We start from the raw sequence: 25,644 nt of genomic DNA, 5'->3' as shown, positions 1-25,644 counted from the left end.
GGCACGAACAGTGCACGAGACCACCAGCGGCACCGACCGCACCATCTCCGCCGGCGCGAGCGAGACGACCGAGCCGGCCGCACGAAGCACGCGCTGGCGCGTGGTCGACATCGTCGTCGCGAGCGTCATCGGCGTCGCGACCGGACTGGTCTTCCTCTTCTGGAACAACGTCGGCTACGCCTGGTTCAGCGCGGCCGACGCCGTGACCCCCGGGCTCGGCGGCATCGCGGTGGGCATCTGGCTCATCGGCGGCGTGCTCGGCGGGTTGATCATCCGCAAGCCCGGGGCGGCGCTCTACGTCGAGCTGCTCGCGGCGATCGTGTCGGCGCTCGTGGGCAACCAGTGGGGGGTCGAGACGATCTACTCGGGCCTCGCGCAGGGCCTCGGCGCCGAGCTGGTGTTCCTCGCGACGGGCTACCGCCGGTTCGGCGTCGTCACCGCGATGCTCGCCGGCGCCGCCGCGGGCGTCGGCGCGTGGACGCTCGAACTCTTCCTGTCGGGCAACCTGCAGAAGTCGGCCGAGTTCCTCGTCCTCTACCTCGGCACCATCGTGGTGTCGGGCGCGATCCTCGCGGGCCTGCTCGGCTGGATCGTCGTCCGTGCACTGGCGGCCACCGGCGCGCTGAACCGCTTCGGCGCCGGACGGGACGTCGCCGAGCGGGTCTGAGCCATGGCGCACCGTGCCGACCTCGCCGGCCCCGCCCGCGTGGACGCCACCGGGTGGGGGTGGCGGCACGCCGGACGTCGCAGGGCGGCGCTCCAGGGCATCGACCTGTCGATCGAGCCGGGGGAGCGCGTGCTCCTGCTGGGCCCGTCCGGCTCGGGCAAGTCGACCCTGCTGCACGCCCTCGCGGGCGTGCTCGGCGGCGACGACGAGGGCGAGCAGACCGGCTCCCTCCGCATCGACGGCCGCCCCGCGGCCTCCGCCCGGGGTCGCGCCGGCCTCGTGCTGCAGGATCCCGACTCGCAGGTGATCCTGGCGCGCGTGGGCGACGACGTCGCCTTCGGCTGCGAGAACCTCGGCGTGCCTCGCGACGAGACGTGGCGGCGGGTCGCCGACGCCATCGACGCGGTCGGGCTCGACCTGCCGCTTCACCATCCGACCTCGCGCCTCTCGGGCGGGCAGAAGCAACGGCTCGCGCTCGCGGGCGCGATCGCGATGCGCCCCGGCCTGCTGCTGCTCGACGAGCCGACCGCGAACCTCGACCCCGACGGGGTCGCCGAGGTGCGCGAGGCCGTGGCGCGCGTGCTGGACCGCACGGGCGCGACGCTCGTCGTCGTCGAGCACCGCGTGGAGGTCTGGCGGCACCTGGTCGACCGGGTCGTGATCCTCGGGGCCGACGGGGCGATCGTCGCCGACGGCGCCCCCGCCGACGTCCTCGCCGCTCGGGCGGACGAGCTCGCGGCCGCCGGCGTGTGGGTGCCCGGCGTGCCGCTCGGCGTGCCCGAGGCCTCCCGTGCGGATGTCGCCGACGCGGGCGACACGGGCCTGCTGGGTGCTCGCGATCTCGCGATCGGCCGACACCGCGCACCGGTGCTGCACGAGGGCCTCGCGATCGCGCTGCCGGCCGGGACCTCGACCGTGCTCACCGGACCGAACGGCGCCGGCAAGTCGACGCTGGCCCTCACGCTCGGCGGACTGCTCGCGCCGCGCGCCGGATCGGTCGTCGCGTCACCCGCGCTCGCGCGCGGCCTCGGCGCCTCGCCGGTGCGCTGGCGGTCGCGCGACCTGCTCACGCGCGTCGGCACGGTGTTCCAGGAGCCCGAGCACCAGTTCGTCGCCGCCACGGTGCGCGATGAGGTGGCCGTCGCACCGCGCGCGCTGGGTCTCGCGACGAGCGAGGTCGACGCCCGTGTCGACCAGGTGCTGACGCGCCTGCGACTGAATCACCTCGCGGGCGCGAATCCCTTCACGCTCTCGGGCGGCGAGGCGCGGCGGCTCTCGGTGGGAGCCGTGCTCGCGACGCGGCCCGACGTCGTGATCCTCGACGAGCCGACGTTCGGACAGGATCGGCTCGGCTGGGTCGAGCTCGTGCGGCTGCTCCATGAACTCGTCCGCGACGGGACGACCCTGCTCTCGGTCACGCACGACTTGGCCTACGTCGCGTCGCTCGGCGAGCGCCGGATCGAGCTCGACCTGCACGATCGGGCCGGGAGTCGCGCATGAGCACCCACGAGCTCGTCGCCGCCGACGCGCACCCGACGCTCCGATTCGTCGATCGGGTGAACCCGGTCACGCGGCTCGCGGCCGCGATGGTCCTCACCACGCCGCTGCTGCTCACGGTCGACTGGGTGAGCGCGACCATCGCCCTCGCGATCCAGCTCGTGCTGTTCGCCGTCGCGGGCGTCACCCCGGGCGTGCTTGTGCGGCGCACGTGGCCGATCCTCGTGGCCGCCCCCATCGCGGGCCTCAGCATGCTGCTCTATGGCGAGCCCTCGGGCACCGTCCACTGGCAGTTCTGGCTCGCGAAGGTCACCGACGGCTCGATCGAGCTCGCGATCGCGGTCACCGTCCGCGTGCTCGCGATCGGGCTGCCGGCGGCACTGCTCTTCATGCGCGTCGACCCCACCGACCTCGCCGACGGGCTCGCGCAGATCGCCCGGCTGCCCGCGAGGTTCGTGCTCGGCGCCCTCGCCGCGACGCGGCTCGTCGGCCTCTTCATCGAGGACTGGCACGCCATGGCGCTCGCGCGACGCGCGAGGGGGATCGGCGACCACGGCGCCGTCCGCCGTGCCGCGACCATGGCGTTCGCCCTCCTCGTGCTCGCGATCCGCCGCGGCTCCAAGCTCGCGACCGCCATGGAGGCGCGCGGGTTCGGTGCGGACGTCCGCCGCACGTGGGCGCGTCCCTCGCGGGTGGGTGCGCCCGACGCGGTGCTGCTCGCGCTCGCGGCGGCCATCGCGGCAGTCTCCGTCGCGGGTGCGGTGTGGGCCGGGACGTTCCACCCGGTGTGGGCGTGACGGACCGCGGCGCGCTCGCGCTCGACCCCGCCGTGCGGGCGGTCCTGCGCGCGGCCGCCGGGCGGCGCCATCCGCTCGTCCTCGTCGACGGACCCAGCGGCGCGGGCAAGTCCTCGCTCGCCGCCGCGCTGGTCGAGGCGTGGCCCGGCACCGCGCCCGAGGTCGTGCGCGTCGACGAGGCCATCCCCGGCTGGCGGGGCCTGCGACGCGGGGCCGAGCGGCTCGGGACGTCGCTCGTCGCGCCGCACGCGCGGCGGGCCACCGGCGTGGTGCACCGGTGGGACTGGCTCGCGGATCGAGCCGGCGCGGTCGCGCGGCTCCGCCCCGGTCGCGCGCTCGTGATCGAGGGATGCGGCGCGTTCCTCGCCGGGAGGGATCGACCCGACGCCGTTCGCGTGTGGGTCGATGCGCCGTATGCCGAGCGCCGCCGTCGGGCGCTCGCGCGCGACCGCGGCGCGTTCGATCCCCACTGGGAGGGCTGGGAGGCCGACTGGCGCCGCTACCTCGGACGGCTCGGCCCGCAGCGGACGCGCGCGCTCCGGGTCCGGCTCGCGCGACTCGAGCCGCGCGGCGGATGACCCGGCGGGCCGCTCGGGACTACGGTTGGCTCATGGCAGATGCATCGACCTACGTCGCGGAGTTCATCGACGGCCCCCTCGAAGGCGACTTCGAGCAGCGGGCGCTCGTCGGCGGCAAGCCCGAGCAGCGCGTCGGCATGGTCGCCGCGGTCGACGGCCTCGAGTCCCTGTTCTGGTACGAGGCGGTCGAGCAGCACGAGGTCAACGGTCAGTTGCGCGTGCGCTTCCGCTTCGACGCCGACGACTCCGACCCGGTCGAGTACGACCAGGAGAACGACTAGCGCCGTCAGGCGTTCCCGGCGAGGAACGCGTCGATCAGCAGGCCCGGATGCGTGAGCCGCCAGATCGGGCCGGGATCGCGGATCGCTCCGTCGAGCTCGAGCGCGGAGCTCACGTCGCGCGCGCCGAGCCGCACCGTCACGGTGCCCACCTGCCGGCCGGCTGAGGCGGTCGTGAACGGTTCCACGTCGACCGAGGCGTCGTCGGCTGCGGCGCCGAACGCGGCGTCGGTGCGGCCGGTCGAGGCGACCAGGCGAGCCCGGTCGCCCCACGCGGACTCCACCTCGCCGTACACGGCTCCGGCGGCGATGATCTCGACGGGCTCGGATGCCGCCTGCATGCTCTCGACGGCCGCGAGCACCGCGGGGTCGAGCGTCTCGTAGTCGTCGACGCCGGTCATCGCGCCGACCATGCGTCGTGCCTCGTCGGCCACCGTGATCGTGGAGGTGAACACGAACGACAGCGCGGCCTCGTCGGTGTAGCTGCGGCTCATGGCGCGGATGTCGTCGCCGTCGAGATGCGCGATCACGTCGGGGATGCGGCGCTGGTCGGCCGCGAGCGGCCCCTCGTCGCCTTCGAACATCGGCCCGAGCGTGGGGTCGGCGAGCACCATCGCCGCCAGCCGGGTCAGCTCGCCCGCGGTGCCCACGTTCTCGCCGGAGAGCCCGGTCGCGTCGGCGACCCTGACCTGCTCGAACCCGTGCTCCTCGAGCCAGGCGTTCGCCTCGCGCACGTAGTTGTCGACGCTGCCGAACGCCCAGGCCGCGAGGGTGTCGGCGTGGTTGTTGCTCGAGGCGAGCAGCACCGCACGCAGCACGTCGCGCTCGGTCCACGACTCGCCGGGGGAGACCTGCAGCACACGCGATCCCTCACGCTGGTAGGCGAGGTACGACGAGTAGTCGGCTGCGGCGATCCGGATGGCGGGTCCGTCCGAGTCGGCCTCGAGCGGCAGCGAGTCCACCGTCACGAGGGCCGTGACGAGCTTGGCCGCTCCGCCGATCGGGGCGGCCTCCTCGTCCGCTGCGGACGCGACCAGCTCGGCCTCGCCCTCCTCGTCGACCAGCGCGACGGCGGATGCGCCGTCCTCTGGCAGGGCGACCGCAGCGGGTTCGGGCGCCGCGGCGCTGGCCTGGTCGATGCGGACCGCGACCTCCGGCAGCGGGCCGAGGAGCATCGCCGGTCCGTAGACGCCGACGGCGAGGATCGCGAGCGCGCCGACGGCGATGCCGACGACGCGGCCGGGGGAAGGACTCATGCGATCAGGCTAACGCGGCGGGGCTCACGCCCAGCCGAGGTCGTGCAGCCGGTCGTCGTCGATGCCGTAGAAGTGGGCGATCTCGTGGACGAGCGTCACGTGGATCTCGTCGCGCAGCTCCTCCTCGGTCTCGGCGACCGCGAGCAGCGGCTCGCGGTACAGCACGATGCGGTCGGGCATCTCGCCGAACCCGTAGCGGTCGCGTTCGGTCAGCGCCGTGCCCTCGTAGAGGCCGAGGAGGTCGAGGGAGCCGTCCTCGGGGCGGTCCTCGACGACGAACACGACGTTCTCGAGCCCGTCGACCATGTCGTCGGGCAGCAGATCGAGCTCATCGACGACGAGCTGCTCGAAGGCCTCTGCGTCGAGTTCCACGGTCGCTCCCGGGAGTATTGGGGTGAGTAACGGGGCTTGAACCCGCGACCTCCTGGACCACAACCAGGCGCTCTACCAACTGAGCTATACCCACCATGTGCGCTCGCGTTCCGCGATTCGCAACCCTACGAGATTACACCACGTTCGGGGTGGTCGTTGACACGTCGGCGCCCGCCGGCGGTGCGTCGGCGGTGGCCGACGCGACGATGTCGGAGGCGATCGCCTGCAGCTCCTGGCTCGTCGGACCGGGGTCGGCCACGAACACGGCGCGGCGGTAGTACTGCAGCTCGCGGATCGACTCGAGGATGTCGGCGAGCGCGCGGTGCCCGCCATCCTTCGCCGGCGCGTTGAAGTACGCCCGTGGATACCAGCGCTTCGCGAGCTCCTTGATCGAGGAGACGTCGACATTGCGGTAGTGCAGGTGGGCGTCGAGGCGCGGCATGAAGCGCGAGATGAAGGCCCGGTCGGTGCCGATCGAATTGCCGGCGAGCGGGGCCCGCTGCTCGTCGGGCACGTGCTTGAGCACGTACTCGAGGACCTCGTACTCGGCCTCGGCCACCGAGACGCCGTTCGGGATCTCCTCGATCAGCCCGGACTCGGTGTGCATGGCGCGCACGAAGTCGCTCATCGATTCGAGGGCGCTCGCATCGGGCTTGATGACGATCTCGATCCCCTCGTCGACGGGGTTCAGGTCGTAGTCGGTGATGATCACCGCGATCTCGACCAGTTCGTCGACCTCGAGGTCGAGTCCGGTCATCTCGCAGTCGATCCAGACCAGTCGGTCGCTCGAGGAAGCCATGCCGCGAGTCTAATCGTGCGCCCCGACACCGCCCCGTGCATGTCCGGGAGCGTCCCGGGCGGCTGCGGTATCGTGGTGGCGATCGGCCCTCGTAGCTCAGCGGATAGAGCAGGAGCCTTCTAATCTCTTGGTCGCAGGTTCGATTCCTGCCGAGGGCGCCGAGCATGCCCCGCGAGAGCGCCGAGCGCGAGCCGTGCGTGGGCTGCGAGCGACATCCGCCCGTCACATGCGTGCCGTAGGGTCGTGGCATGCGCGACCTCCAGGCTCGGATCATCGAAGAACTCCACGTCGAACCCGTCGTCGACCCGGCCGAGCAGGTGCGCCGGCGCGTCGGCTTCCTCAAGGACTACGTCGTGGCCTCAGGAGCCAAGGGGCTGATCCTCGGCATCAGCGGGGGCCAGGACTCCTCCCTCGCCGGGCGGTTGTGCCAGCTGGCGGTCGAGGAACTGGCGGACGAGGGCCGCGCGGCGCGGTTCGTGGCGGTGCGACTGCCGTACGGCGTGCAGCGCGACGAGGCCGACGCGCAGCTCGCGCTCGACTTCATCCGGCCCGCCGAGACGGTGACCTTCAACATCAAGGGCGGGGTCGACGGCCTCGCGGCCGAGTTCGAGGCTGCGGCGGGCACGCCGGTGAGCGATTTCGGCAAGGGCAACGTGAAGGCCCGCATGCGGATGGTCGCGCAGTACGCGCTGGCCGGCGAGGGCGGGCTCCTCGTCGTCGGCACCGACCATGCCGCCGAGGCGGTCACGGGCTTCTTCACGAAGTACGGCGACGGCGGGGCCGACCTGCTGCCCCTGTCCGGGCTCACCAAGCGCCAGGGTCGTGCGCTGATGGTGCACCTCGGTGCGCCCGAGCGGCTCCACCAGAAGGTGCCGACGGCCGACCTGCTCGACCACGACCCGGGCCAGGCCGACGAGGCCAACCTCGGGCTGCGCTACTCCGACATCGACGAGTACCTCGAGGGCGGCGACATCGCCCCCGAGGTCGCCGAGAAGATCGAGGCCAGGTTCCTCCAGACCCGGCACAAGCGCGCCGAGCCGGTCACGATGTTCGACGACTGGTGGCGCGGCTGATCCGACGGGCCTGACCGGGCGCGGTCAGTCCGTCGCCACGGTGTCGCGCTGCCCCACCGGCCGACGGTCCGTGTCGGCGTCGGCGATCGCGTCGTCGGCGGGGGTGGCGTCGATCGCCGCCGTGTCCGCCGCGGGCGTGGCGGACGGCTCGGGCAGGGGCGCGTCGGCGTAGCGGTCGTGGTGCTGCTCGGCGACCCACGCGTCCTGCTCGGTGGCGAGCGCCTGGCCCGGCTCGTCGCGTTGCGCGCGCCAGCGGTCGAGGTCGTTCCGGAAGTCGCGGCGGGTGCGCGACGGGTGGCGCTGCCATTCGAGCAGGCGCTCGCGGAACTCCACCACGGCGGGGTCGAGCTGGTAGCCGAACGTCGCCGAGGCCCGCTTGAGCTCGTGCAGCTGGTGCGCGGCCCAGTCGGCCGCGACATCCGAGCCCTTGATGGGCAGCAGCCGCACCTGGATGTCGGCCTGCCCGACCGCGCGGTCGGCGAGCACCTGCTCCTGGGGCGTGAGCGAGTTCCAGACGGATGCCTCGGTGGCCGCGTCGATGAGCGCCGCGACGGCCGCGTTGCGCAGCTCGCGGTCGCGCTGGCGGATGATGCCGCGCACCGCGCGGCGCGCGATCCACGCCGAGAGCAGCCCGGCGGCCATGAGCGAGACGAAGATCACCGCAGCCGCGAAGAGGATCGGGCGAGCGGCATCGGAGAGGACCCAGCCGACGAAGTCATTCCACCACTGCATGAGCGAAGGGTAGCGCCGCGCGGGCGCGCCGCCCGGCAGGCCGGTCGGCGTGCCACCGCGGGCCGTTCCCGCGTGCCGGGTGACCGGCCGGGCGGCGTCAGCCGAGGGCGGTGCCGTGCGCCGCGAACGGCTCGATCGCCGCGATCTCGTCGTCGGTGAGCGGCGCCGCGTCGAGCGCCGCGACGTTCTGCTCGAGCTGCGCGACGCTCGAGGCGCCGATGAGCGCGCTCGCCACCTGGGGCACCCGCAGCACCCACGAGAGCGCGAGCTGCGCGAGCGACTGGCCGCGCCCGAGCGCGATCTCGTTGAGCGCGCGGGCGCGTTCGAGGTACTCCTCGCTGATGCGGTCGGCGGGCAGGAAGTGGCTCGTCGCGGCGCGCGAGCCGGCGGGCACCTCGCCGGAGAGGTACCGATCGGTCAGCAGGCCCTGGGCCAGCGGCGAGAACACGATCGCCGAGGCGCCGACCTCGTCGAGCACGGGGAAGAGGCCCTCCTCGATGTGCCGGTCGAACATCGAGTACCTCGGCTGGTGGATGGTCAGCGGCACGCCCTCGGCCGCGAGCGCCTCGGCCGCGCGGCGGGTCTGCTCGGGGGAGTAGTTGGAGACGCCGACGTAGAGCGCCTTGCCCTGCCGCATGGCGTGCGCGAGGGCGCCCATCGTCTCCTCGACGGGCGTCTCGGGGTCTGGGCGGTGCGAGTAGAACACGTCCACGTAGTCGAGCCCGAGACGTCCGAGGCTCTGGTCGAGCGAGGCGAGCAGGTTCTTGCGCGAACCCCACTCCCCGTAGGGGCCGTCCCACATGAGGTAGCCCGCCTTCGACGACACGATGAGCTCGTCGCGGTAGGGTTTCAGGTCGGTGGCGAGCAGCCGGCCGAAGTTCTCCTCCGCGCTGCCGGGAGGCGGCCCGTAGTTGTTCGCGAGGTCGAAGTGGGTGACGCCGAGGTCGAACGCGCGGCGCACGATCGCGCGCTGCGTGTCGAGCGGCCGGTCGTGGCCGAAGTTATGCCACAGCCCGAGCGAGAGCGCCGGGAGCTTCAGGCCGCTGCGGCCGATCCGGTTGTAGGTCATGCGGTCGTAGCGCTCGGGAACAGCGGCGAAGGTCATGCGGTTAGCCTATGGCGATGGAAAGCTTCGTTCTCGCCGGCGGCTGCTTCTGGTGCCTGGATGCCGTCTACCGCACGCTGCGCGGCGTGCACGACGTCGTGTCGGGCTACACGGGCGGCTCGCTCCCGAACCCGTCGTACGAACTCGTCTGCACCGGCGCGACCGGCCACGCCGAGGCCGTGCGGGTCGACTTCGATCCCGACGTGATCCCGCGCGAGGTGATCCTCGACGTCTTCTTCACGCTGCACGACCCGACGCAGCTGAACCGGCAGGGTGCCGACGTCGGCACGCAGTACCGCTCCGCGATGTTCTTCGAGGGCGAGGCGCAGCGGGAGCTGTTCGAGCAGGCGCGCGAGCGCGCGGCCGACTGGTGGCCGGGCGAGATCGTGACGACCATCGAGCCGCTCGGCGAGTTCTACCGCGCCGAGGAGTACCACCAGGACTTCTTCGCCAAGAACCCCGGGCAGGGCTACTGCCTCGCGGTCGCGCTGCCGAAGGTCAACAAGATCCGGCGTTCATACACCGACTACATCGTCGCCTGACTCCTCCTCCACAGGCGGTCCGCGCCGTTCGCCGGCCCCGGTCGGGCCTGGGTGGGCCCGGGGATCGCGTGGGTCCCGGCACGCTGAGGTCAGCGGCATCCGGGGTCGTTCCGGCACGAGGGCCCCGGATGCCGCGAGCCGCCGATCCGCGGCGGCGCCGACCCCTGTGGAGCAGAACATGACCGACCTCATCACGGTGACCGGCGTCGTGGGCAACGACCCGCGCCACACCGTCACCCCCGCCGGACTCCCCATCACGAACTTCCGGCTCGCGTCGACCCGGCGCTACTTCGACCGCTCGACCGGGCAGTGGACCGACGGCGAGACCAACTGGTACACCGTCTCGACGTTCCGCCAGCTGGCGCTGAACGCCGCGGAGTCGATCCGCAAGGGCCAGCGCGTGGTCGTGCACGGGCGGCTGCGGGTGCGCGCGTGGCAGACCGAGGAGAAGTCGGGCACCGCGATCGAGATCGAGGCCGAGTCGCTCGGTCACGACCTGACGTGGGGCGTCGCGCAGTACGCGAAGCGCAGCGTCGCCAAGCCCGCGGAGGTCCCGGAGGGCGATCCCGCCGACGCTCCCCACGCGGGCGGCACGTCGCTTGCGGCGGTCGAGGATGCCTGGGCGGTCCCCGGCAACGGGTGGGACGCCACGGCGACCGTCACGGGTGAGCCGCTCGGGGGTGACGACCGCGACGAGCGCGACGACCGCGACGACCGCGACGACGCGGGCGAGCACGTCGACTCGTCCGAAGTCGAGGAGGTCGAGGCCGAGCGCATGCTCGTCTGACCTGCGGGGTGCGGCCGGCGTGCCGCCGGGCGCCGTCGTAGACTCGGCGCTGCGGCAGCTGGGTGACGGACGAGGGGTGCGATGGGTCGGCGGATGGCGGTGTCGGCACTCGGCGCGCTCGGCGCGGGCGCGGTGGTGGCGCTCTCGGCCTGCACCTCGGCGGCGCCGACCGACCCGACTGGCGCGCCGCCGGCGAGCCCGACGGCGTCGGCGTCCGCCGGACCCAGCGCGACACCAGCCGCCGATCAGCCCCCGCCCGCCTTGCGGCCCGAGGGCTCCGCAGCCGACAACCTCGCCTACTTCGACGCGGTGAGCCGCGCCGTGATCGCCGACGACGCCGGGGCGGGCGGCCGTGCGTTCGTCGACGCGCTCACCGCGGCCGGATTCGATCGCGCGGCCATGCAGGTGACGGCCGACACCACGACCATCGGCGACCCGGCCGACTCGATCCAGTTCTCGGTCGAATTCGCGGGGGAGTGCCTGATCGGCCAGTACGGGCCCAAGTCCGACGGGTACCACAGTGCCGTCCGCCCCGCGCTCGGCACGGGCGGCTGTCTGGTCGGGTCCACCCGCCCCATAGACTGGTAGCGACATGGCGGATTACATCTATTCAATGGTGCGCGCCCGCAAGGCGGTCGGCGACAAGGTCATCCTCGACGACGTCACGATGGCGTTCCTTCCCGGAGCGAAGATCGGCGTCGTGGGTCCGAACGGTGCGGGCAAGTCCACGATCCTGAAGATCATGGCCGGTATCGACCAGCCCTCCAACGGCGAGGCGCGGCTCACCCCCGGCTACTCGGTCGGCATCCTGATGCAGGAGCCCGAGCTCGACGAGTCGAAGACCGTGCTCGAGAACGTCCAGGAGGGCGTCGGCCCGATCAAGGCGAAGCTCGACCGGTTCAACGACATCTCGGCGGCGATGGCCGACCCCGACGCCGACTTCGATGCGCTCCTCGCCGAGATGGGCACGCTGCAGGAGGAGATCGACGCCGCCGACGCGTGGGACCTCGACTCGCAGCTCGAGCAGGCGATGGATGCGCTGCGCTGCCCGCCGAGCGACACCCCCGTCTCCGTGCTCTCCGGCGGTGAGAAGCGCCGCGTCGCGCTGTGCAAGCTGCTGCTGCAGAAGCCCGACCTGCTGCTGCTCGACGAGCCCACCAACCACCTCGACGCCGAGAGCGTGCTCTGGCTCGAGCAGCACCTCGCCAAGTACCCCGGCGCCGTGCTCGCCGTCACCCACGACCGGTACTTCCTCGACCACGTGGCGGAGTGGATCTGCGAGGTCGACCGCGGTCGCCTCTATCCGTACGAGGGCAACTACTCGACGTACCTCGAGAAGAAGGCCGAGCGCCTCCAGGTGCAGGGCAAGAAGGACCAGAAGCTCCAGAAGCGCCTCAAGGAGGAGCTCGAGTGGGTCCGCTCGAACGCCAAGGGCCGGCAGGCCAAGTCCAAGGCGCGCCTCGCCCGCTACGAGGAGATGGCGGCCGAGGCCGAGCGCACGCGCAAGCTCGACTTCGAGGAGATCCAGATCCCCGCGGGCCCGCGCCTGGGCGACGTCGTGCTCGAGGCGAAGAAGCTCGAGAAGGGCTTCGGCGACCGCACGCTCATCGACGGGCTCAGCTTCTCGCTGCCGCGCAACGGCATCGTCGGCATCATCGGCCCGAACGGCGTCGGCAAGACCACGCTCTTCAAGACCATCGTCGGCCTCGAGCCGCTCGACGGCGGCGACCTGAAGATCGGCGAGACCGTCAAGATCTCGTACGTCGACCAGTCGCGCACGGGCATCGACCCGAACAAGACGCTCTGGGAGGTCGTGTCCGACGGGCTCGACTACATCCAGGTCGGCAAGACCGAGATCCCGAGCCGCGCCTACGTCTCGACGTTCGGCTTCAAGGGTCCCGACCAGCAGAAGCGCGCCGGCGTGCTCTCGGGCGGCGAGCGCAACCGCCTCAACCTCGCGCTCACGCTCAAGCAGGGCGGCAACCTGCTGCTGCTCGACGAGCCGACCAACGACCTCGATGTCGAGACCCTCGGCAGCCTCGAGAACGCGCTGCTCGAGTTCCCCGGCTGCGCGGTCGTCATCACGCACGACCGGTGGTTCCTCGACCGCATCGCCACGCACATCCTCGCCTACGAGGGCACCGACGAGGACCCGTCGAAGTGGTACTGGTTCGAGGGCAACTTCGAGGCGTACGAGGCCAACAAGGTCGAGCGCCTCGGCGCCGACGCGGCGAAGCCGCACCGCTCCACGTACCGCAAGCTCACGAGGGACTGACGTGCGGCTGCACGTGCCCACGCCGCTCCGCTGGAGCGACCTCGACGCGTACGGCCACGTCAACAACGCCCGGATGCTGAGCCTCCTCGAGGAGGCTCGCATCCAGGCGTTCTGGGTGAACGACGACGGCACCGCCGAGCACGCCGTCGGAGCCTCCACCGCGGTGCTCGACGCGACGCCCGGATCGGCGACGCTCACCCTCATCGCCCGGCAGGAGGTCGAGTACCTCGCGCCGATCCCGTACCAGCGCCTCCCGCTCGACATCGAGCTGTGGATCGGCCACATGGGCGGCGCGAGCCTCGACGTCTGCTACGAGGTGTACTCGCCCGTCGGGTCCGAGCCGCGCACGCTCTACACGCGCGCGGTCACCACGATCGTGCTCGTCGACGCGGCCACCGAGACGCCGCGTCGCATCACCGAGGCGGAGCGGGCGGCGTGGGAGCCCTACCTCGGCGAGCCGATCGCGTTCCGGCGTCGCTGAGCTCGGCGCCCGCCGCGGTCAGTCGTCACCGCCCTCGCCCTCGCCCGACGGCTGATCGCTGAACGACCCCTGCCAGACGGCGCGCGCACCGGAGTCGCCGATGAGGACCATCGTCCACACCGAGCCGATGCCGACCCCGACCGCGGCGACGATCAGCAGCACCGCGATCGCCGAGCGCGCCGGGCTCCGACGCGCCACGGTCGACGTGATGCCGCGGTTCGCGGCGACCTCCGCATCGGTGCGTCCGCGACGCTCGCGGCGCTCCACGATCGCGAGCGCCGCGACCAGTGCCGCGACCACGGTGAGCGCGATCATCCACGGCAGGATGTCCTCGCCCTGACCGGTGTGCTGCTCGGTCAGCGGCGTCTCGGCGACCCGATCCTCCAGCCATTCGCCGGACTCGATCGTGAGGTAGGTCAGGCCGAGCAGCACGAGCGCCGCGATCAGCGTGACGAGCCAGAGCGCGCGACGCGCGGCGGGCCACGCCGACAGCACGACGAGGACGACCGCGAGGAGCGGCACTCCCACGACGACGACGTGGACCAGGAGGATGTGCAGCGGGAGCCCGGCGATCTGGAGCTCCATCGTCAGCCCGCCACCACGCGGTCGCCCTCGACGCTCACCGGGACCGAGGGCAACGGGTCGGGCGCGGGTCCCTGGAGCACGTCGCCTGTGGCGGCATCGAACACCGAGCCGTGGCAGGGGCACTCGAACCGGTCGCCCGCGGCGGCGACGACGCAGCCCTGGTGGGTGCAGATCGCGCTGAACGCGACGACCTCGCCGGCGGTCGGCTGCGCGACGAGCACGGGCTCGCCGCCGATGGTCGCGTCGATGCTCCCGCCGACGGGGATGTCGGCCAGGGCGGCGACCTCCTGTCCGGCCGCCGCGCTCGTGTCGGGCGTCGCGGACGTGTCGGTCCCGCCCGATCCGCCGCCCGTCGTGCAACCGGCCAGGGTGACCACCCCGCCGAGAGCGCCGGCGCCACCGAGCGCGATCGCCGTCCGGCGTGTCAGTCCACGAGCATCGTCCATTGGTGCCGCCTCCCTGCTCCGGCCGCGTCGCGCACGGCATCGTTGCCATTCTGCGCCCCCGGACGCCGCGTCGGGAGGATTGCTCGGCGTTCCCCCAGCCGCGCCGCCGGGACTCAGTCGAAGGCGCCCGGATCGGGCACGCGGACCATGCCCTCCTGGGCGACGGTCGCGACCAGCCGTCCGTCGCGCGTGTGGATGCGTCCGACCGAGAGTCCCCGGCCGCCGCTGGCCGACGGCGAGGCCATGGTGAACAGCAGCCATTCGTCGACGCGCGCATCGCGATGCCACCACATCGCGTGGTCGAGGCTCGCGACCCTGAGGCCGGGCGTCGCCCACGCGACGCCGTGCGCCCGCAGCACGGGCTCGAGGATCGAGTAGTCGCTCGCGTACGCGAGCGCGGCGCGGTGCTGGCGGGGGTCGTCGGGCAGCTTGCCGAAGGCCTTCATCCAGACGGCCTGCCGGGGAACGCGCTCGCCCTCGACGGAGAGGTACACCGGCGACGGGATGTGGCGCACGTCGAACGCGCGCTCGCTCGACCAGTACCGGGCGACGTCGTGGTCGAGGTGGCCGAGCACGTCGGCGGTCGACGGCAGGCTCTCGGGGTCGGGGAGGTCGACCGGCATCTCCGTCTGGTGCTCGAGGCCCTCGTCGTGGGTCTGGAACGACGCGATGAGCGAGAGGATCGGCTCGCCGTGCTGGAACGCCTGGGTCCGCCGCGTCGAGAAGGAGCGCCCGTCGTGGATGCGGTCGACCGAGAACGTGATCGGGTGCTCGACATCGCCGGGGCGCAGGAAGTACCCGTGCATCGAGTGGATCGTGCGGTCCTCGGGCACCGTGTGGGTCGCCGCGATGATGGACTGCGCGAGCACCTGGCCGCCGAACACGCGGCCGAGCGGCATCCACTGCGATGGACCCGTGAAGATGTCCTCGGTGGTGCGCGCCCCGGTGTCGGTGAGCCGCAGGGTGCTCAGCAGGCCGTCGATCGAACCGCTCATCGTTCCTCCGTCTGGGTCGGCCGTCCGCCCGGCCCGCTCACCGGCGGGCGCGCGGCGGCGGGGGCCGCGGCGCTCTCTCGGTAGTCTAGACAGGCCATGGTCCAGCAATTCACGCTCGCCGACAGCCTGTCGCTCGGCGACCTCCACACGTACCTGCAGCGCGCTGCGCGGGTCGAGGACGGTGCCGTGCGCCTGGTCGCCGGCAACGACATCCTCGCCGTGTACACCGCGATCCTCTACCCGCGCGGGATCCTCGACGAGAGCCCGACCGTGCTGGGCCTGCGCACCTTCCAGCTGTTCGAGACCGACGACTTCGACGTCGTCGTCCCCATGCGCTCGGTCGTCGACCGGATCGTGCGGGCTCGCGGCGAGCTCGGCGAGGACGACGCCGACGTCGAGGGCCGACCCGTCACCATGACGCGACCGCCCGAGGTGAACACCGTGACCTGGGCGGGCATCTCGCCGCCGCGCGGCGGCTGGCGTCCGCTCGGCGAGACCGACGCCGCGACGCTCGAGCGCGCCGCACGTGCCGGCATCGACGAGATCGCCACGGCCATCCCCGAGGGCACCGGCGAGCAGCTCGTGCAGCGCGTGCGCGCCGAGGTGTGGGGGCGCGGCATCGAGGGCCTCGAGTACGTCCCCGCGGGCGCGGCGTTCGCCGCGTTCAGCCTGGGTTTCCTCGGCGACGATCCGATCTCGGTCTTCGAGACCGGGCCGTGGACGCGCCTCAGCTCGCGGCGCGGGCACGTGCTCGTGCGCCGGAAGGCGTGGACGCTCAAGGCGTAGCCGGCGGGGCGCGCTCGCGCGCCGCACCATCCGCTCGCCGTCGTGCGCTCGCCGTCGGGCGGTCAGGAGGTCACGACGTCGCGCGGCCGGCGATCGCGCGGCCCGCGGCGCGACCCGTGAACAGGCAGCCGCCGAGGAAGGTCCCCTCGAGCGCGCGGTAGCCGTGCACGCCGCCGCCGCCGAAGCCCGCCGCTTCGCCGACCGCGTAGAGGCCGGGCACCGGCCGTCCGTCGGCGCCGAGGGCCCGCGAGTCGAGGCCGGTCTGGATGCCGCCGAGGCTCTTGCGCGTCAGGATGTGCAGCTTCACGGCGATCAGCGGCCCGGCCTTCGGGTCGAGGATCCGGTGCGGCGGGGCGACGCGGATGAGCTTGTCGCCGCGGTAGGTGCGCGCACCCCGGACGGCGGTGAGCTGGAGGTCCTTCGAGAACTCGTGGTCCACCTCCCGGTCGCGTGCGACGATCTCGCGCTCGATGTTGGCGGTGTCGAGGAGGCCCTCGGGTGAGAGCCGGCGCATGCCGTCGAACAGCTCGGGCATCGTGTCGGCGACCACGAAGTCGGCCCCGCGCTCCTTGAACGCCTCGACGGGGGCCGGGGCGCCCGAGCCGAGCCGCTCGGCGAGGAGGCGCAGGTCCTTGTTCGTCAGGTCGGGGTTCTGCTCGCTGCCCGAGAGCGCGAACTCCTTCTCGATGATCCGCTGCGTGAGCACGAACCACGAGTGGTCGTGCCCGGTCTTCGCGAGGTGCTCGAGCGTGCCGAGCGTGTCGAACCCGGGGAACAGCGGGGCCGGGAGGCGTCGGCCGGTCGCGTCGAACCAGAGCGAGGAGGGGCCGGGGAGGATGCGGATGCCGTGCAGCGGCCAGATCGGGTCGTGGTTCTGGATGCCCTCGGTGTAGTGCCACATGCGGTCGCCGTTGACGAGCCGGGCACCGGATGCCTCGGCGATGCCGAGCATGCGCCCGTCGACGTGCGCGGGCACGCCCGAGAGCATGGTGGCCGGCGGCGTGCCGAGACGCTCGGGCCACGCCGCGCGCACGAGGTCGTGGTTGCCGCCGATCCCACCGGACGCGACCACGACGGCGGGGGCGCGCAGCTCGAACTCGCCGATCACCTCGCGATTCGACGGCGCCCCCCGTTGCGCGTCGTCGGGTGCGAGCACGGCGCCGCGAACGCCGACCACGGCACCGCCCTCGACGACGAGTCCGTCGACGCGGTGCCGGAACTGCAGCGTCACGAGCCCCGCCGCCTCCCCGGCGCGCACCTTCGCCGCGAACGGTGCGACCACGCCGGGGCCGGTTCCCCACGTGATGTGGAAGCGCGGCACCGAGTTGCCGTGCCCGATCGCCATGCCACCGCCGCGCTCGGCCCAGCCCACCACGGAGAAGAAGCGGATGCCCTTCTCGCGCAGCCAGGCGCGCTTCTCGCCGGCCGCGAACTGCAGGTAGGCCTCCGCCCAGCGGCGCCCCCATTCGTCGTCGTCGCGGTCGAAGCCGGCCGTTCCGAGCCAGTCCTCGCGCGCGAGCTCGAGCGAGTCGTGCACGCCGAGGCGCCGCTGCTCGGGCGAACCGACGAGGAACAGCCCCCCGAACGACCACCACGCCTGCCCGCCGAGGTTCGCCTCGGGCTCCTGGTCGAGGATGGCGACCCGCTTGCCGGCGTCGACCAGCTCGGCTGCGGCGACGAGGCCGGCCAGGCCGGCCCCGACGACGATCGCGTCGAACTCGGCGTGCGGGGCGGGGGAGGGTGCGGCCACGGTGGACTCCTTCGTCGTCGGGCGGTCGCGGCATCCGCTCGGCTCGGGTGCCGGGCGCAGGCCGCACGGGTGCGGGGTCGGGGCGGCCCGGCCTACTCCTCGAAGGTGTTGACCATCGCGAAGGCCGCCCGCTGGAGATAGTCCCACAGCGTCGCCTCCGCGACCGGCGGGAGGTCGAGCGTGTCGACCGCCGCGCGCATGTGCGCGAGCCATCGATCGCGCGCGTCGGGGTTCACCTTGAAGGGCAGGTGCCGCATCCGCAGGCGCGGATGGCCGCGCTGGTCGCTGTACGTCGTCGGGCCGCCCCAGTACTGCTCGAGGAACATGCGCAGCCGGTCCTCGGCGGGGCCGAGGTCCTTCTCGGGGTACATCGGCCGCAGCACGGGGTCCTCGGCGACGCCGCGGTAGAACTCGTGCACGAGCCTGACGAACGTCTCGCGACCGCCGACCTGGTCGTAGAAGCTGGGGGAGGGCAGGGTCACGGGGCGTCCTTCGGGTCGGCGGCGGATGCGTCATCCGCCGTCTTCGGGGTCTTCGCAGCCTTCGCGGGCTTCGTCACGGTCGTCGTCGGAGCCGGATCGCTCGGCACGCTGCCCGCGCCGGTCACCGACTCGGCCGCGCGCTTCGCGCGCAGCGAGCGCTTGGTCGGCGGCTGCCGGTCGAGCACGGGGTTGGGCGCGGTCTTCGGGGGTTTCGCGCCCTTGACCCGTGTGACGCCGTCGAAGCCGGTCAGCACGACGCTCGCGAGGCTCGGCAGCTTCAGGCCCATCTCGTCGAGCGCCCGCTTCAGGCGCACGCGCAGCTCGCGCGCGACGTCGTCCTTCGAGGAGGTGCGCACCTTCATGACGACCCGGATGACCATCGCGTCGGCCGAGATCGACTCGAGGCCCCAGACCTCGGGCTTCTCGAGGATCCGCGAACGCCATTTGCCCGACTGGGCCATCTCAGTCGCGGTGCGCAGCAGGGTGGCCTCGACCTCGTCGATGTCGGCGTCGTAGGGCACCGCGAGGTCGACGATGACGCGGGCCCAGCCCTGCGACATGTTGCCGACGCGGAGGATCTCGCCGTTGCGGACGAACCACAGCGTGCCGTTGACGTCGCGCACGCTCGTCACGCGGATCCGGACCTCCTCGACGATGCCCGTCGCGAAGCCGAGGTCGACGATGTCGCCGACGCCGAGCTGGTCCTCGACGACCATGAACAGGCCGTTCAGTGCGTCCTTGACGATGTTCTGCGCGCCGAAGCCGAGGCCCGCGCCGACCGCCGCGGAGAGCAGCGTGAACGAGCCCAGGACATCGGGCGCGAGGGTGCCGACGATCATGAGCAGGACCACTACGAAGAGCGTCACGTTGACGATGTTCGTCAGGACCGAGCCGAGCGTGCGCGTGCGCTGCACCAGCCGGACCGCCGCCAGCGGAGACGCGCTGAGCGCCTGCGTGTCGGTGACGTCCTGCTTGCGCTTGACGCCGCTGACGATCTGGTTCACCGTGCGCCGGATCACGAAGTGGAGCACCCAGCGGATGATCAGGGCGATCACGACGATGAGCGCGACCTGGATCACGTTGGACAGGAACAGACCCCACGGGGTCGCCCAGAACGCATCGAGTTGTGCCCACATGTCGGTCTGCTCGGCGGGGGTCTCTTCGAACGGACGCATGATCCTGAAGTGTACTGAGACCGCATCGGCGGGGGCTGGGCGCGATGATTCGACCCGATTGCCGGGCGTCATCGTGATCCGCAATGCATCGGTGACCGCGTGTGCCCTAGGTTCGGGGCGTGACCATTCCTTCCGAGGTTCCTGCCGGCCTGCGGGATCCGGGCGTTGACGTCGTATGGTCGACGGCGTCGCCCGCTCAACGAGCGGCCTCGCTCGGACTCGACTACGACCGGCTCTCGGCGCGCGCGGCACGTGTCAGCCGTGTGGCCCCGCCGGTGGCGATCTCGACGGCTGCCGCCGTGGCGTTCATCGTGCCAGTGCTCCGGATGGTCGATCGTCCAGTCGTTGAGACGACCGTTCCCGTCATCGCGTTCTTCGTGGTGTTCGTCTTCGGCCTTCTCCTGGGCTTCGCTTCGATACTCATGGGGCTGAGAGCCGGGCTGACCGTCTCGCAGCGCATCAGGGGCGGCAAAGGCTGGATCCGAGCCGTCATCACGGTGATCGTGTGCAACACCCTATGGATCGGTGGGGTCGCCCTCGTCGCGACCATGGAGGTTCCTGGCGCGATGTGGCTGGTGCCTCCAGGGATCATCGCTGCCGATTCCATCGGGCTGATCATGCGGGTGCAGATCCCCGTCCAACTGCTGCGCGATCCGTCGGACGAGGCGCGACGCGGCATTCACGGATGGCTCAGGTTGGATCCGCGGTCGAATGGCACGGGGCGACTCAATTGGATCAGCGCACACGCAGTGTTCGACGGACTGTCCGCGGCCGCGGCCGCGATCCTCGTGTTCCGGTACGGCTTGCCCATCGCACCCATCGCCCTCATCGCACTGATCGCATTGAACCTGCTGTCGGCCACGCTCGAGATCCGAAGCTATCGGGTCGCCGTCGTCACGATGGGCGTGGCCGCCTTCGGGGCGATCTGGTTGGTGGCATCGTCCACCTGACGAGAATGCGAGGCCGCATCGGCGGGGGCTGGGCGTGATGCCCGTGCCCCCGCCGCTCACGGGGTCCGGATCAGGCGGCCGCCTCGCGCACCGCGTCGGCGTCGCGCTCGCGCGCGGCGAGCGCCCGCTCGAGCTCGGAGAGCTGCTCGGCCACCAGACGGTGCAGCGGCGCTGGCTCGGCGTGCGCGTCGAGCCACGCGCGCGTGCGGCGCGCGAGCTCGGCGTCGATCACGGGAGCGGGGTACAGCCGCTTGACGATGAGCGAGGCCATCGTGAAGCTCCGCTCCGACCACACCCGCTCGAGCATGCCGAGGTAGCCGTCGACGGAGCCGGCGAGCAGCGCCGGATCGGTCGTGCGCTGCCACCCCTCGGCGATCGCGCGGGCGACGTCGTTCGAGAGCGAGTCGTCGGTCGCGACGCGGTGCCACGCGGCATCCTTCACGGCCTGCTCGGGCCGCGCGGCGCGCGCGGTCTCGGCCAGCTGGCGGCCCTTGGCGGTGTCGTCGGCGCGCTGCGCCGCGTCGATCTCGGCCTCGTCGGCCGCGCCGAGCGCCGCTCGGGCGATCGTGATCTCCCAGCGGAGGTCGAGGTCGATCTCGAGGCCGTCGAGCCGCGCCTCGCCCGTGCGCAGGGCGTCGAGCACGTCGGCGTGCGCCGGGGCGCAGGCCAGGCGCGTGAACGCCTTGGCGAACTGGAGCTGCGCGTCGGAGCCGGGAGCGGCGAGCTCGGCGAGCGCCCAGATCGCGTCGGCCGCCTCCTCGGCGAGCTCCGCACGGTGCTCCTCGGCGAGGTAGCGGTTCACCGCGATCTCGAGGCGCGCGAGCGCGAGGCCCCGCGCGGCCGACTGCGTCTCGTGGCCGACGCTCGAGACGACGAGCCGCACGAAGTCGGACGCGGGCAGCTCGGCGTCGCGGACGCCGTCCCACGCCGACCCCAGGATCACGGCGCGCGCGACCGGGTCGGCGATCTCCGAGAGCCGGTCGCGGGCCGTGCCGAACGACCGGTCGTCGAGCCGCACCTTGGCGTAGGTGAGGTCGTCGTCGTTCACGAGCAGCAGTGCGGGCCGGGCGAGCCCGACGAGGCCGGGCACCTCGGTCGACGGGCCGTCGACGTCGAGCTCGACGCGGTGCACGCGCTCGAGCCGGCCGTCGACCTCGTCGTAGGCGCCGATCGCGATCCGGTGCGGTCGCAGCGTCGGATGCGACGTGGCCGCCGACTGCTCGACGCGCGCCGAGACGATCGTGCCCGCGTCATCCGTTTCGACGACGAGCCGCAACGTGTTCACGCCGGCCGTCTCGAGCCACTTCGCGGACCAGTCGCCGAGGCGACGGCCGCTGGCGGCCTCGAGCTCGGCGAGGAGGTCGGCGAGCGTGGCGTTGCCCCCGGCGTGCTTCGCGAGGTAGGCCCCGACGCCGCGCTGGAAGGCATCGAGCCCGACCCACGCGACGAGCTGCTTGAGCACCGACGCGCCCTTGTCGTAGGTGATCGCGTCGAAGTTGACCTCGACGTCGCCGAGCCGCTCGATGTCGGCCACGATCGGGTGCGTCGAGGGCAGCTGGTCCTGCTCGGCCGCGTGCGTCTTCTCGTCGGTGGCGAACGTCGCCCACACGTCGGCGAACTCGGTGATGCGCGAGGTCGCGAGGGTCGACGCCCAGGTGGCGAACGATTCGTTGAGCCAGAGGTCGTTCCACCACTTCATGGTCACGGAGTTGCCGAACCACATGTGGCTGAGCTCGTGCAGCACGACGATCGCGCGCTGCTCGCGGCGCGCGTCGGAGACGCGCGAGCGGAACAGGTAGCCCTCGTTGAAGGTGACCGCGCCGACGTTCTCCATCGCGCCCCAGTTGTACTCGGGCACGAAGATCTGGTCGTACTTGCCGTACGGGTACGGCACGTCGAACGCGGCCTCGTAGAACGCGAGGCCGTCGCGCACGAGCTCGAACATCACGTCGGGCTCGGCGTGCTGCGCGAGCGAGCGTCGCGTGAACAGCCCGAGCGGCACCTCGCGGCCGTCCCGGCTCGTCGCCGACGCGCGCCACGACGCGTACGGCCCGGCGATGATCGCGACGATGTAGCTCGAGATGACCGGGCCCGTCTCGAACGCCCAGGTGGCGGTGCCGGATGCCGCGCCCGCGGCGGGCTCGGGCGACGGCGCGTTGCTCAGCACGGTCCAGTGCCCGGGTGCGGTGATGGTGAACCGCACCGAGGCCTTGAGGTCGGGCTGGTCGAACACCGCGTACACGCGGTTCGCCTCGGCCACCGCGAACTCGGTGTACAGGTAGGTCTCGCCGTCGACGGGGTCGACGAAGCGGTGCAGTCCCTCGCCCGTGTTCGTGTACTCGCGCGTCGAGACGACGCGGAGCTCGTTCTCGGCGGCGAGCCCCTCGAGCCGGATGCGGTGCCCGTCGGACACGGATGCCGCGTCGAGCGCGACCCCGTTCAGACGCACCTCGTGCAGCTCGGCCGTGGTCGACTCGATGAACGTCGACGCGCCCGGCGTCGCCGTGAACCGCACGAGCGTCTCGGAGCGGAACCGTCCGCCCTCGCCCGTCAGGTCGAGCGTCACCTCGTACGCGGGGGAACCGATGAGCGCGGCGCGCTCCTCGGCCTCCGCCCGCGTCAGCTCGGGACGAGCCACGCTCACGCCTCCTGTGCGTCGCGGCGCTGCGCCGCGATCGCGCGGTCGACGCCCGCGAGGCTCTCGACCACGAGTCGCCGCAGTGCCGGCGGCGCGTCGGGGTGGGCGTCGAGCCATCCGCGGCTCGCCTCGGCCAGGGCGGCGTTCGCGAGCGGCGACGGGTAGAGCCCGTCGACGAGCTTCTCGGCGATCGCGTAGCTGCGCTGCTCCCACACCCGCTCGAGCATGTCGAAGTAGCGCCCGACGAACGCCTCGAGCAGTGCGGGGTCGGCCGCGCGGAGGAACCCGGCGGCCGTGTCGCGCACCACCGAGTTCGACGCGGTGTCGACCTCGACGATCGACGCCCACGCTCGCTCCTTCGCCTCGGGCGTGGGGATCGCGGCGCGGGCCTTCGCGGCCGCCTCGCGGCCCGTGACGGTGTCGTCGGTCGCGAGGCGCGCGTCGATGTCGGCGTCGGTCGCACGGCCGGCCGCGGCGAGCGCGACGAGCAGCTCCCAGCCGAGGTCGGTGTCGACGGCGAGGCCGTCGAGCTCGAGCGTGCCGTTGTAGAGCGCCTGCAGGTCGTCGAGGCGGGTGCCGCGCTCGGCGACGGCTGCGAACGACTTCACGAACTGGAACTGTGCGTCGCTGCCGGGCTCGGCCTGGGTCGAGAGCTCCCAGAAGCCGTCGGCGAGCCGACGCAGCGCGTCGGCGCGGTGCGCCGGATCGGTGTAGGCGTTCGCCGCGAGGATCGAGTTGGCGAGCACGATGCGCAGCGTCGTGGACCCGGTCTCGCTCGCGATGTTGCCGAGCACGAGCGCGAGGTAGTCGCTCGCGCGGGTCTCCGCGTCGCGCGTGGCATCCCACACCGAGCCCCAGACGAGCGCGCGCGCGAGCGAGTCGTCGATCTCGGACAGGTTCGCGAGGGCCACGCCGTGCGACGCCGCGTCGAGGCGGATCTTCGCGTACGCGAGGTCGTCGTCGTTGAGCAGCACGAGGTCGGGGCGTGCGAGGCCGACGAGCTCGGCGATCTCGGTGCGCTCGCCGTCGACGTCGAGCTCGACGCGGTGGTCGCGCACGAGCTTGCCGTCCGTCATGTTGTAGAGCCCGATCGCGAGGCGGTGCGGGCGGATGGTGGGGTGCTCGTCGATCGCGGACTGCAGGACCGCGAACGAGGTGAAGCGGCCGTCGTCGTCGGTCTCGAACTCGGGACGCAGCGTGTTCACGCCGGCGGTCTCGAGCCACTGGCCCGACCAGTCCGAGAGGTCGCGGCCGCTCGCGACCTCGAGCTCGGCGAGCAGGTCGGCGAGCGTCGTGTTGCCCCATGCGTGCTTCCGGAAGTACGCGGAGACACCCGCGAAGAACGCGTCGACGCCGACCCACGCGGCGAGCTGCTTGAGCACCGACCCGCCCTTGGCGTAGGTGATGCCGTCGAAGTTGACGAGCACGTCCTCGAGGTCGCGGATCTCGGCGACGATGGGGTGCGTCGATGGCAGCTGGTCCTGGCGGTAGGCCCAGCTCTTCTCCATCGCGTTGAACGTGGTCCACGCGCCGTGCCACTCGGTGGCTTCGGCCGTCGCGATCGTCGAGGCCCACTCGGCGAACGACTCGTTCAGCCACAGGTCGTTCCACCACTTCATGGTTACGAGGTCGCCGAACCACATGTGCGCGAGCTCGTGCAGGATCGTCACGACGCGACGCTCCTTCACGGCGTCGGTGACCTTCGAGCGGAACACGTAGAACTCGGTGAACGTCACCGCGCCCGCGTTCTCCATCGCGCCCGCGTTGTACTCGGGCACGAACAGCTGGTCGTACTTCGCGAACGGGTACGGCACCCCGAACTTGCCCTCGAAGTAGGCGAAGCCCTGCTTGGTCTTCTCGAAGATGTAGTCGGCGTCGAGGTACTCCGACAGGCTCTTGCGCGCGAAGACGCCGAGCGGGATGACGCGGCCGTCGGCACTCGTGAGCTCGTTGCGCACCGCGTCGTAGGGGCCGGCGATCAGGGCCGTGATGTAGCTCGAGATACGGGGGGTCGGCTCGAACGCCCAGGTCTTCGCGCCCTCGTGCGCCTCGACCGGCTCGGGCGTCGGCGAGTTCGACACGACCTGCCAGTGCGCCGGCGCGGTCACCGTGAACCGGAACGCGGCCTTGAGGTCGGGCTGCTCGAACACCGCGAACATGCGGCGCGAGTCGGGCACCTCGAACTGCGTGTACAGGTAGACCTCGTCGTCGACCGGGTCGACGAAGCGGTGCAGGCCCTCGCCCGTGTGCATGTAGCGTCCGTCGGCGACGACCGTCAGCTCGTTCTCGTCCTTCAGTTCCGGCAGCTGGATTCGCACGCCGTCGCTCACCTCGGCCGGGTCGAGCGATTCGCCGTTCAGCGTCACCGAGTGCACCGCGGCCGTGATCGCGTCGATGAACGTCGACGCGCCCTCGCGTGCGGCGAACCGCACGGTCGTCTCGGTGCGGAACACCTCCGGGCCGGTCGTGACGTCGAGCCGGACGTCGTAGTGGTGCACCGTGACGAGCGCGGCGCGCTCCTCGGCTTCGATGCGGGTGAGGTTCTCTCCAGGCACGCGGGTCTCCATCTGCGTCGAACGGATGCGTCGGCCACGCGTT

The 25,644-nt window shown here is 72.1% G+C and carries 26 protein-coding genes and 2 tRNA genes; 14 read left to right on the top strand and 14 right to left on the bottom strand.

Features of this window, described 5'->3' with window-relative positions; genetic code table 11:
• The first annotated feature begins 10 nt into the window (after positions 1-10).
• From JOD46_RS12435 to JOD46_RS12415, 5 genes are read left to right on the top strand one after another with little or no spacing between them, the layout of a single operon-like run.
• Positions 11-667 (top strand): ECF transporter S component, encoded by a 657-nt coding sequence (locus JOD46_RS12435; protein WP_204394855.1) that lies wholly within the window; start codon positions 11-13, stop codon positions 665-667.
• Positions 668-670: 3 nt separating this feature from the next.
• A complete protein-coding gene (locus JOD46_RS12430) occupies positions 671-2,167 on the top strand; it encodes an ABC transporter ATP-binding protein (RefSeq protein WP_204394854.1) in 1,497 nt (498 codons plus the stop codon).
• Positions 2,164-2,961, top strand: a complete 798-nt coding sequence (locus tag JOD46_RS12425) for an energy-coupling factor transporter transmembrane component T family protein (RefSeq protein ID WP_204394853.1) — start codon at positions 2,164-2,166, stop codon at positions 2,959-2,961. The genes JOD46_RS12430 and JOD46_RS12425 overlap by 4 nt, the downstream gene beginning before the upstream one ends.
• Entirely contained in the window at positions 2,958-3,539 is a 582-nt protein-coding gene (locus tag JOD46_RS12420) for a nucleoside/nucleotide kinase family protein (RefSeq protein WP_204394852.1), read from the top strand. The genes JOD46_RS12425 and JOD46_RS12420 overlap by 4 nt, the downstream gene beginning before the upstream one ends.
• A gap of 32 nt (positions 3,540-3,571) precedes the next feature.
• Entirely contained in the window at positions 3,572-3,820 is a 249-nt protein-coding gene (locus JOD46_RS12415; protein WP_204394851.1) for a hypothetical protein, read from the top strand.
• A 5-nt stretch (positions 3,821-3,825) separates the two neighbouring features.
• Here the strand turns inward: JOD46_RS12415 and JOD46_RS12410 are convergent, their stop codons facing one another.
• From JOD46_RS12410 to orn, 4 genes are all read right to left on the bottom strand, one after another.
• Positions 3,826-5,073 (bottom strand): serine hydrolase family protein, encoded by a 1,248-nt coding sequence (locus tag JOD46_RS12410; protein ID WP_204394850.1) that lies wholly within the window; start codon positions 5,071-5,073, stop codon positions 3,826-3,828.
• Positions 5,074-5,097: 24 nt separating this feature from the next.
• Entirely contained in the window at positions 5,098-5,445 is a 348-nt protein-coding gene (locus tag JOD46_RS12405; protein ID WP_204394849.1) for a metallopeptidase family protein, read from the bottom strand.
• 18 nt (positions 5,446-5,463) lie between these two features.
• Positions 5,464-5,539, bottom strand: a tRNA-His gene (locus JOD46_RS12400).
• A gap of 39 nt (positions 5,540-5,578) precedes the next feature.
• On the bottom strand, positions 5,579-6,244 hold the full coding sequence (gene orn / locus JOD46_RS12395) for an oligoribonuclease (protein WP_204394848.1): 666 nt from the start codon (positions 6,242-6,244) through the stop codon (positions 5,579-5,581).
• Positions 6,245-6,329: 85 nt separating this feature from the next.
• On the opposite strand from orn, the gene JOD46_RS12390 reads away from it, so the two are divergent.
• Together JOD46_RS12390 and nadE are read left to right on the top strand one after the other, a co-directional pair.
• Positions 6,330-6,402: transfer RNA gene (locus JOD46_RS12390), tRNA-Arg, on the top strand.
• A gap of 90 nt (positions 6,403-6,492) precedes the next feature.
• On the top strand, positions 6,493-7,317 hold the full coding sequence (gene nadE, locus JOD46_RS12385; protein WP_204394847.1) for an NAD(+) synthase: 825 nt from the start codon (positions 6,493-6,495) through the stop codon (positions 7,315-7,317).
• Between the two features lie 24 nt (positions 7,318-7,341).
• On the opposite strand, the gene JOD46_RS12380 is transcribed toward nadE, so the two are convergent.
• A complete protein-coding gene (locus JOD46_RS12380; RefSeq protein ID WP_204394846.1) occupies positions 7,342-8,049 on the bottom strand; it encodes a hypothetical protein in 708 nt (235 codons plus the stop codon).
• A 97-nt stretch (positions 8,050-8,146) separates the two neighbouring features.
• Positions 8,147-9,154 carry an aldo/keto reductase gene (locus JOD46_RS12375; RefSeq protein WP_204394845.1) on the bottom strand — a complete coding sequence of 336 codons (1,008 nt, stop codon included), beginning with the start codon at positions 9,152-9,154 and terminating at the stop codon, positions 8,147-8,149.
• 17 nt (positions 9,155-9,171) lie between these two features.
• Here JOD46_RS12375 and msrA point away from each other — a divergent pair, with 17 nt between their 5' ends.
• The 5 genes from msrA (at position 9,172) to JOD46_RS12350 (ending at position 13,239) form a co-directional block, all read left to right on the top strand.
• On the top strand, positions 9,172-9,696 hold the full coding sequence (msrA, locus tag JOD46_RS12370) for a peptide-methionine (S)-S-oxide reductase MsrA (RefSeq protein WP_204394844.1): 525 nt from the start codon (positions 9,172-9,174) through the stop codon (positions 9,694-9,696).
• Between the two features lie 178 nt (positions 9,697-9,874).
• Entirely contained in the window at positions 9,875-10,483 is a 609-nt protein-coding gene (locus JOD46_RS12365) for a single-stranded DNA-binding protein (RefSeq protein ID WP_204394843.1), read from the top strand.
• Positions 10,484-10,576: 93 nt separating this feature from the next.
• Positions 10,577-11,071, top strand: a complete 495-nt coding sequence (locus JOD46_RS12360; RefSeq protein WP_204394842.1) for a DUF6993 domain-containing protein — start codon at positions 10,577-10,579, stop codon at positions 11,069-11,071.
• Positions 11,072-11,075: 4 nt separating this feature from the next.
• Positions 11,076-12,758, top strand: a complete 1,683-nt coding sequence (ettA, locus tag JOD46_RS12355; RefSeq protein ID WP_204394841.1) for an energy-dependent translational throttle protein EttA — start codon at positions 11,076-11,078, stop codon at positions 12,756-12,758.
• Position 12,759: 1 nt separating this feature from the next.
• Entirely contained in the window at positions 12,760-13,239 is a 480-nt protein-coding gene (locus JOD46_RS12350; RefSeq protein ID WP_204394840.1) for an acyl-CoA thioesterase, read from the top strand.
• Between the two features lie 18 nt (positions 13,240-13,257).
• On the opposite strand, the gene JOD46_RS12345 is transcribed toward JOD46_RS12350, so the two are convergent.
• The 3 genes from JOD46_RS12345 to JOD46_RS12335 form a co-directional block, all read right to left on the bottom strand.
• Entirely contained in the window at positions 13,258-13,824 is a 567-nt protein-coding gene (locus tag JOD46_RS12345; protein ID WP_204394839.1) for a hypothetical protein, read from the bottom strand.
• Positions 13,825-13,826: 2 nt separating this feature from the next.
• Positions 13,827-14,270 carry a QcrA and Rieske domain-containing protein gene (locus JOD46_RS12340; RefSeq protein WP_204394838.1) on the bottom strand — a complete coding sequence of 148 codons (444 nt, stop codon included), beginning with the start codon at positions 14,268-14,270 and terminating at the stop codon, positions 13,827-13,829.
• Between the two features lie 113 nt (positions 14,271-14,383).
• Complete coding sequence (locus JOD46_RS12335) at positions 14,384-15,265, bottom strand: acyl-CoA thioesterase (RefSeq protein WP_204394837.1); 882 nt, start codon at positions 15,263-15,265, stop codon at positions 14,384-14,386.
• Between the two features lie 96 nt (positions 15,266-15,361).
• Here JOD46_RS12335 and JOD46_RS12330 point away from each other — a divergent pair, with 96 nt between their 5' ends.
• Entirely contained in the window at positions 15,362-16,051 is a 690-nt protein-coding gene (locus JOD46_RS12330; RefSeq protein ID WP_204394836.1) for a DUF8185 domain-containing protein, read from the top strand.
• Between the two features lie 70 nt (positions 16,052-16,121).
• Here the strand turns inward: JOD46_RS12330 and JOD46_RS12325 are convergent, their stop codons facing one another.
• The 3 genes from JOD46_RS12325 to JOD46_RS12315 all read right to left on the bottom strand — a co-directional run bounded on the left by JOD46_RS12325 (position 16,122) and on the right by JOD46_RS12315 (position 19,458).
• Positions 16,122-17,801 (bottom strand): FAD-binding dehydrogenase, encoded by a 1,680-nt coding sequence (locus JOD46_RS12325; RefSeq protein ID WP_204396873.1) that lies wholly within the window; start codon positions 17,799-17,801, stop codon positions 16,122-16,124.
• 92 nt (positions 17,802-17,893) lie between these two features.
• Complete coding sequence (locus JOD46_RS12320; protein WP_204396623.1) at positions 17,894-18,277, bottom strand: globin; 384 nt, start codon at positions 18,275-18,277, stop codon at positions 17,894-17,896.
• A 2-nt stretch (positions 18,278-18,279) separates the two neighbouring features.
• On the bottom strand, positions 18,280-19,458 hold the full coding sequence (locus JOD46_RS12315) for a mechanosensitive ion channel family protein (protein ID WP_372432559.1): 1,179 nt from the start codon (positions 19,456-19,458) through the stop codon (positions 18,280-18,282).
• A 119-nt stretch (positions 19,459-19,577) separates the two neighbouring features.
• Between JOD46_RS12315 and JOD46_RS12310 the strand changes: the two genes are divergently transcribed.
• Positions 19,578-20,408 carry a hypothetical protein gene (locus JOD46_RS12310; RefSeq protein ID WP_204394835.1) on the top strand — a complete coding sequence of 277 codons (831 nt, stop codon included), beginning with the start codon at positions 19,578-19,580 and terminating at the stop codon, positions 20,406-20,408.
• Between the two features lie 70 nt (positions 20,409-20,478).
• Here JOD46_RS12310 and pepN (JOD46_RS12305) read toward each other — a convergent pair whose 3' ends face one another.
• Together pepN (JOD46_RS12305) and pepN (JOD46_RS12300) are read right to left on the bottom strand one after the other, a co-directional pair.
• Positions 20,479-23,046, bottom strand: a complete 2,568-nt coding sequence (gene pepN, locus JOD46_RS12305) for an aminopeptidase N (RefSeq protein ID WP_307835024.1) — start codon at positions 23,044-23,046, stop codon at positions 20,479-20,481.
• Positions 23,047-23,048: 2 nt separating this feature from the next.
• Positions 23,049-25,601, bottom strand: a complete 2,553-nt coding sequence (gene pepN / locus JOD46_RS12300) for an aminopeptidase N (protein ID WP_204394833.1) — start codon at positions 25,599-25,601, stop codon at positions 23,049-23,051.
• Positions 25,602-25,644 lie beyond the last annotated feature (43 nt).

The organism is Agromyces aurantiacus, from assembly GCF_016907355.1.
Lineage (GTDB): Bacteria > Actinomycetota > Actinomycetes > Actinomycetales > Microbacteriaceae > Agromyces > Agromyces aurantiacus.
The sequence above is the reverse complement of the archived record's forward strand: the minus strand, read 5'-3'. Positions and strand labels throughout refer to the sequence as shown.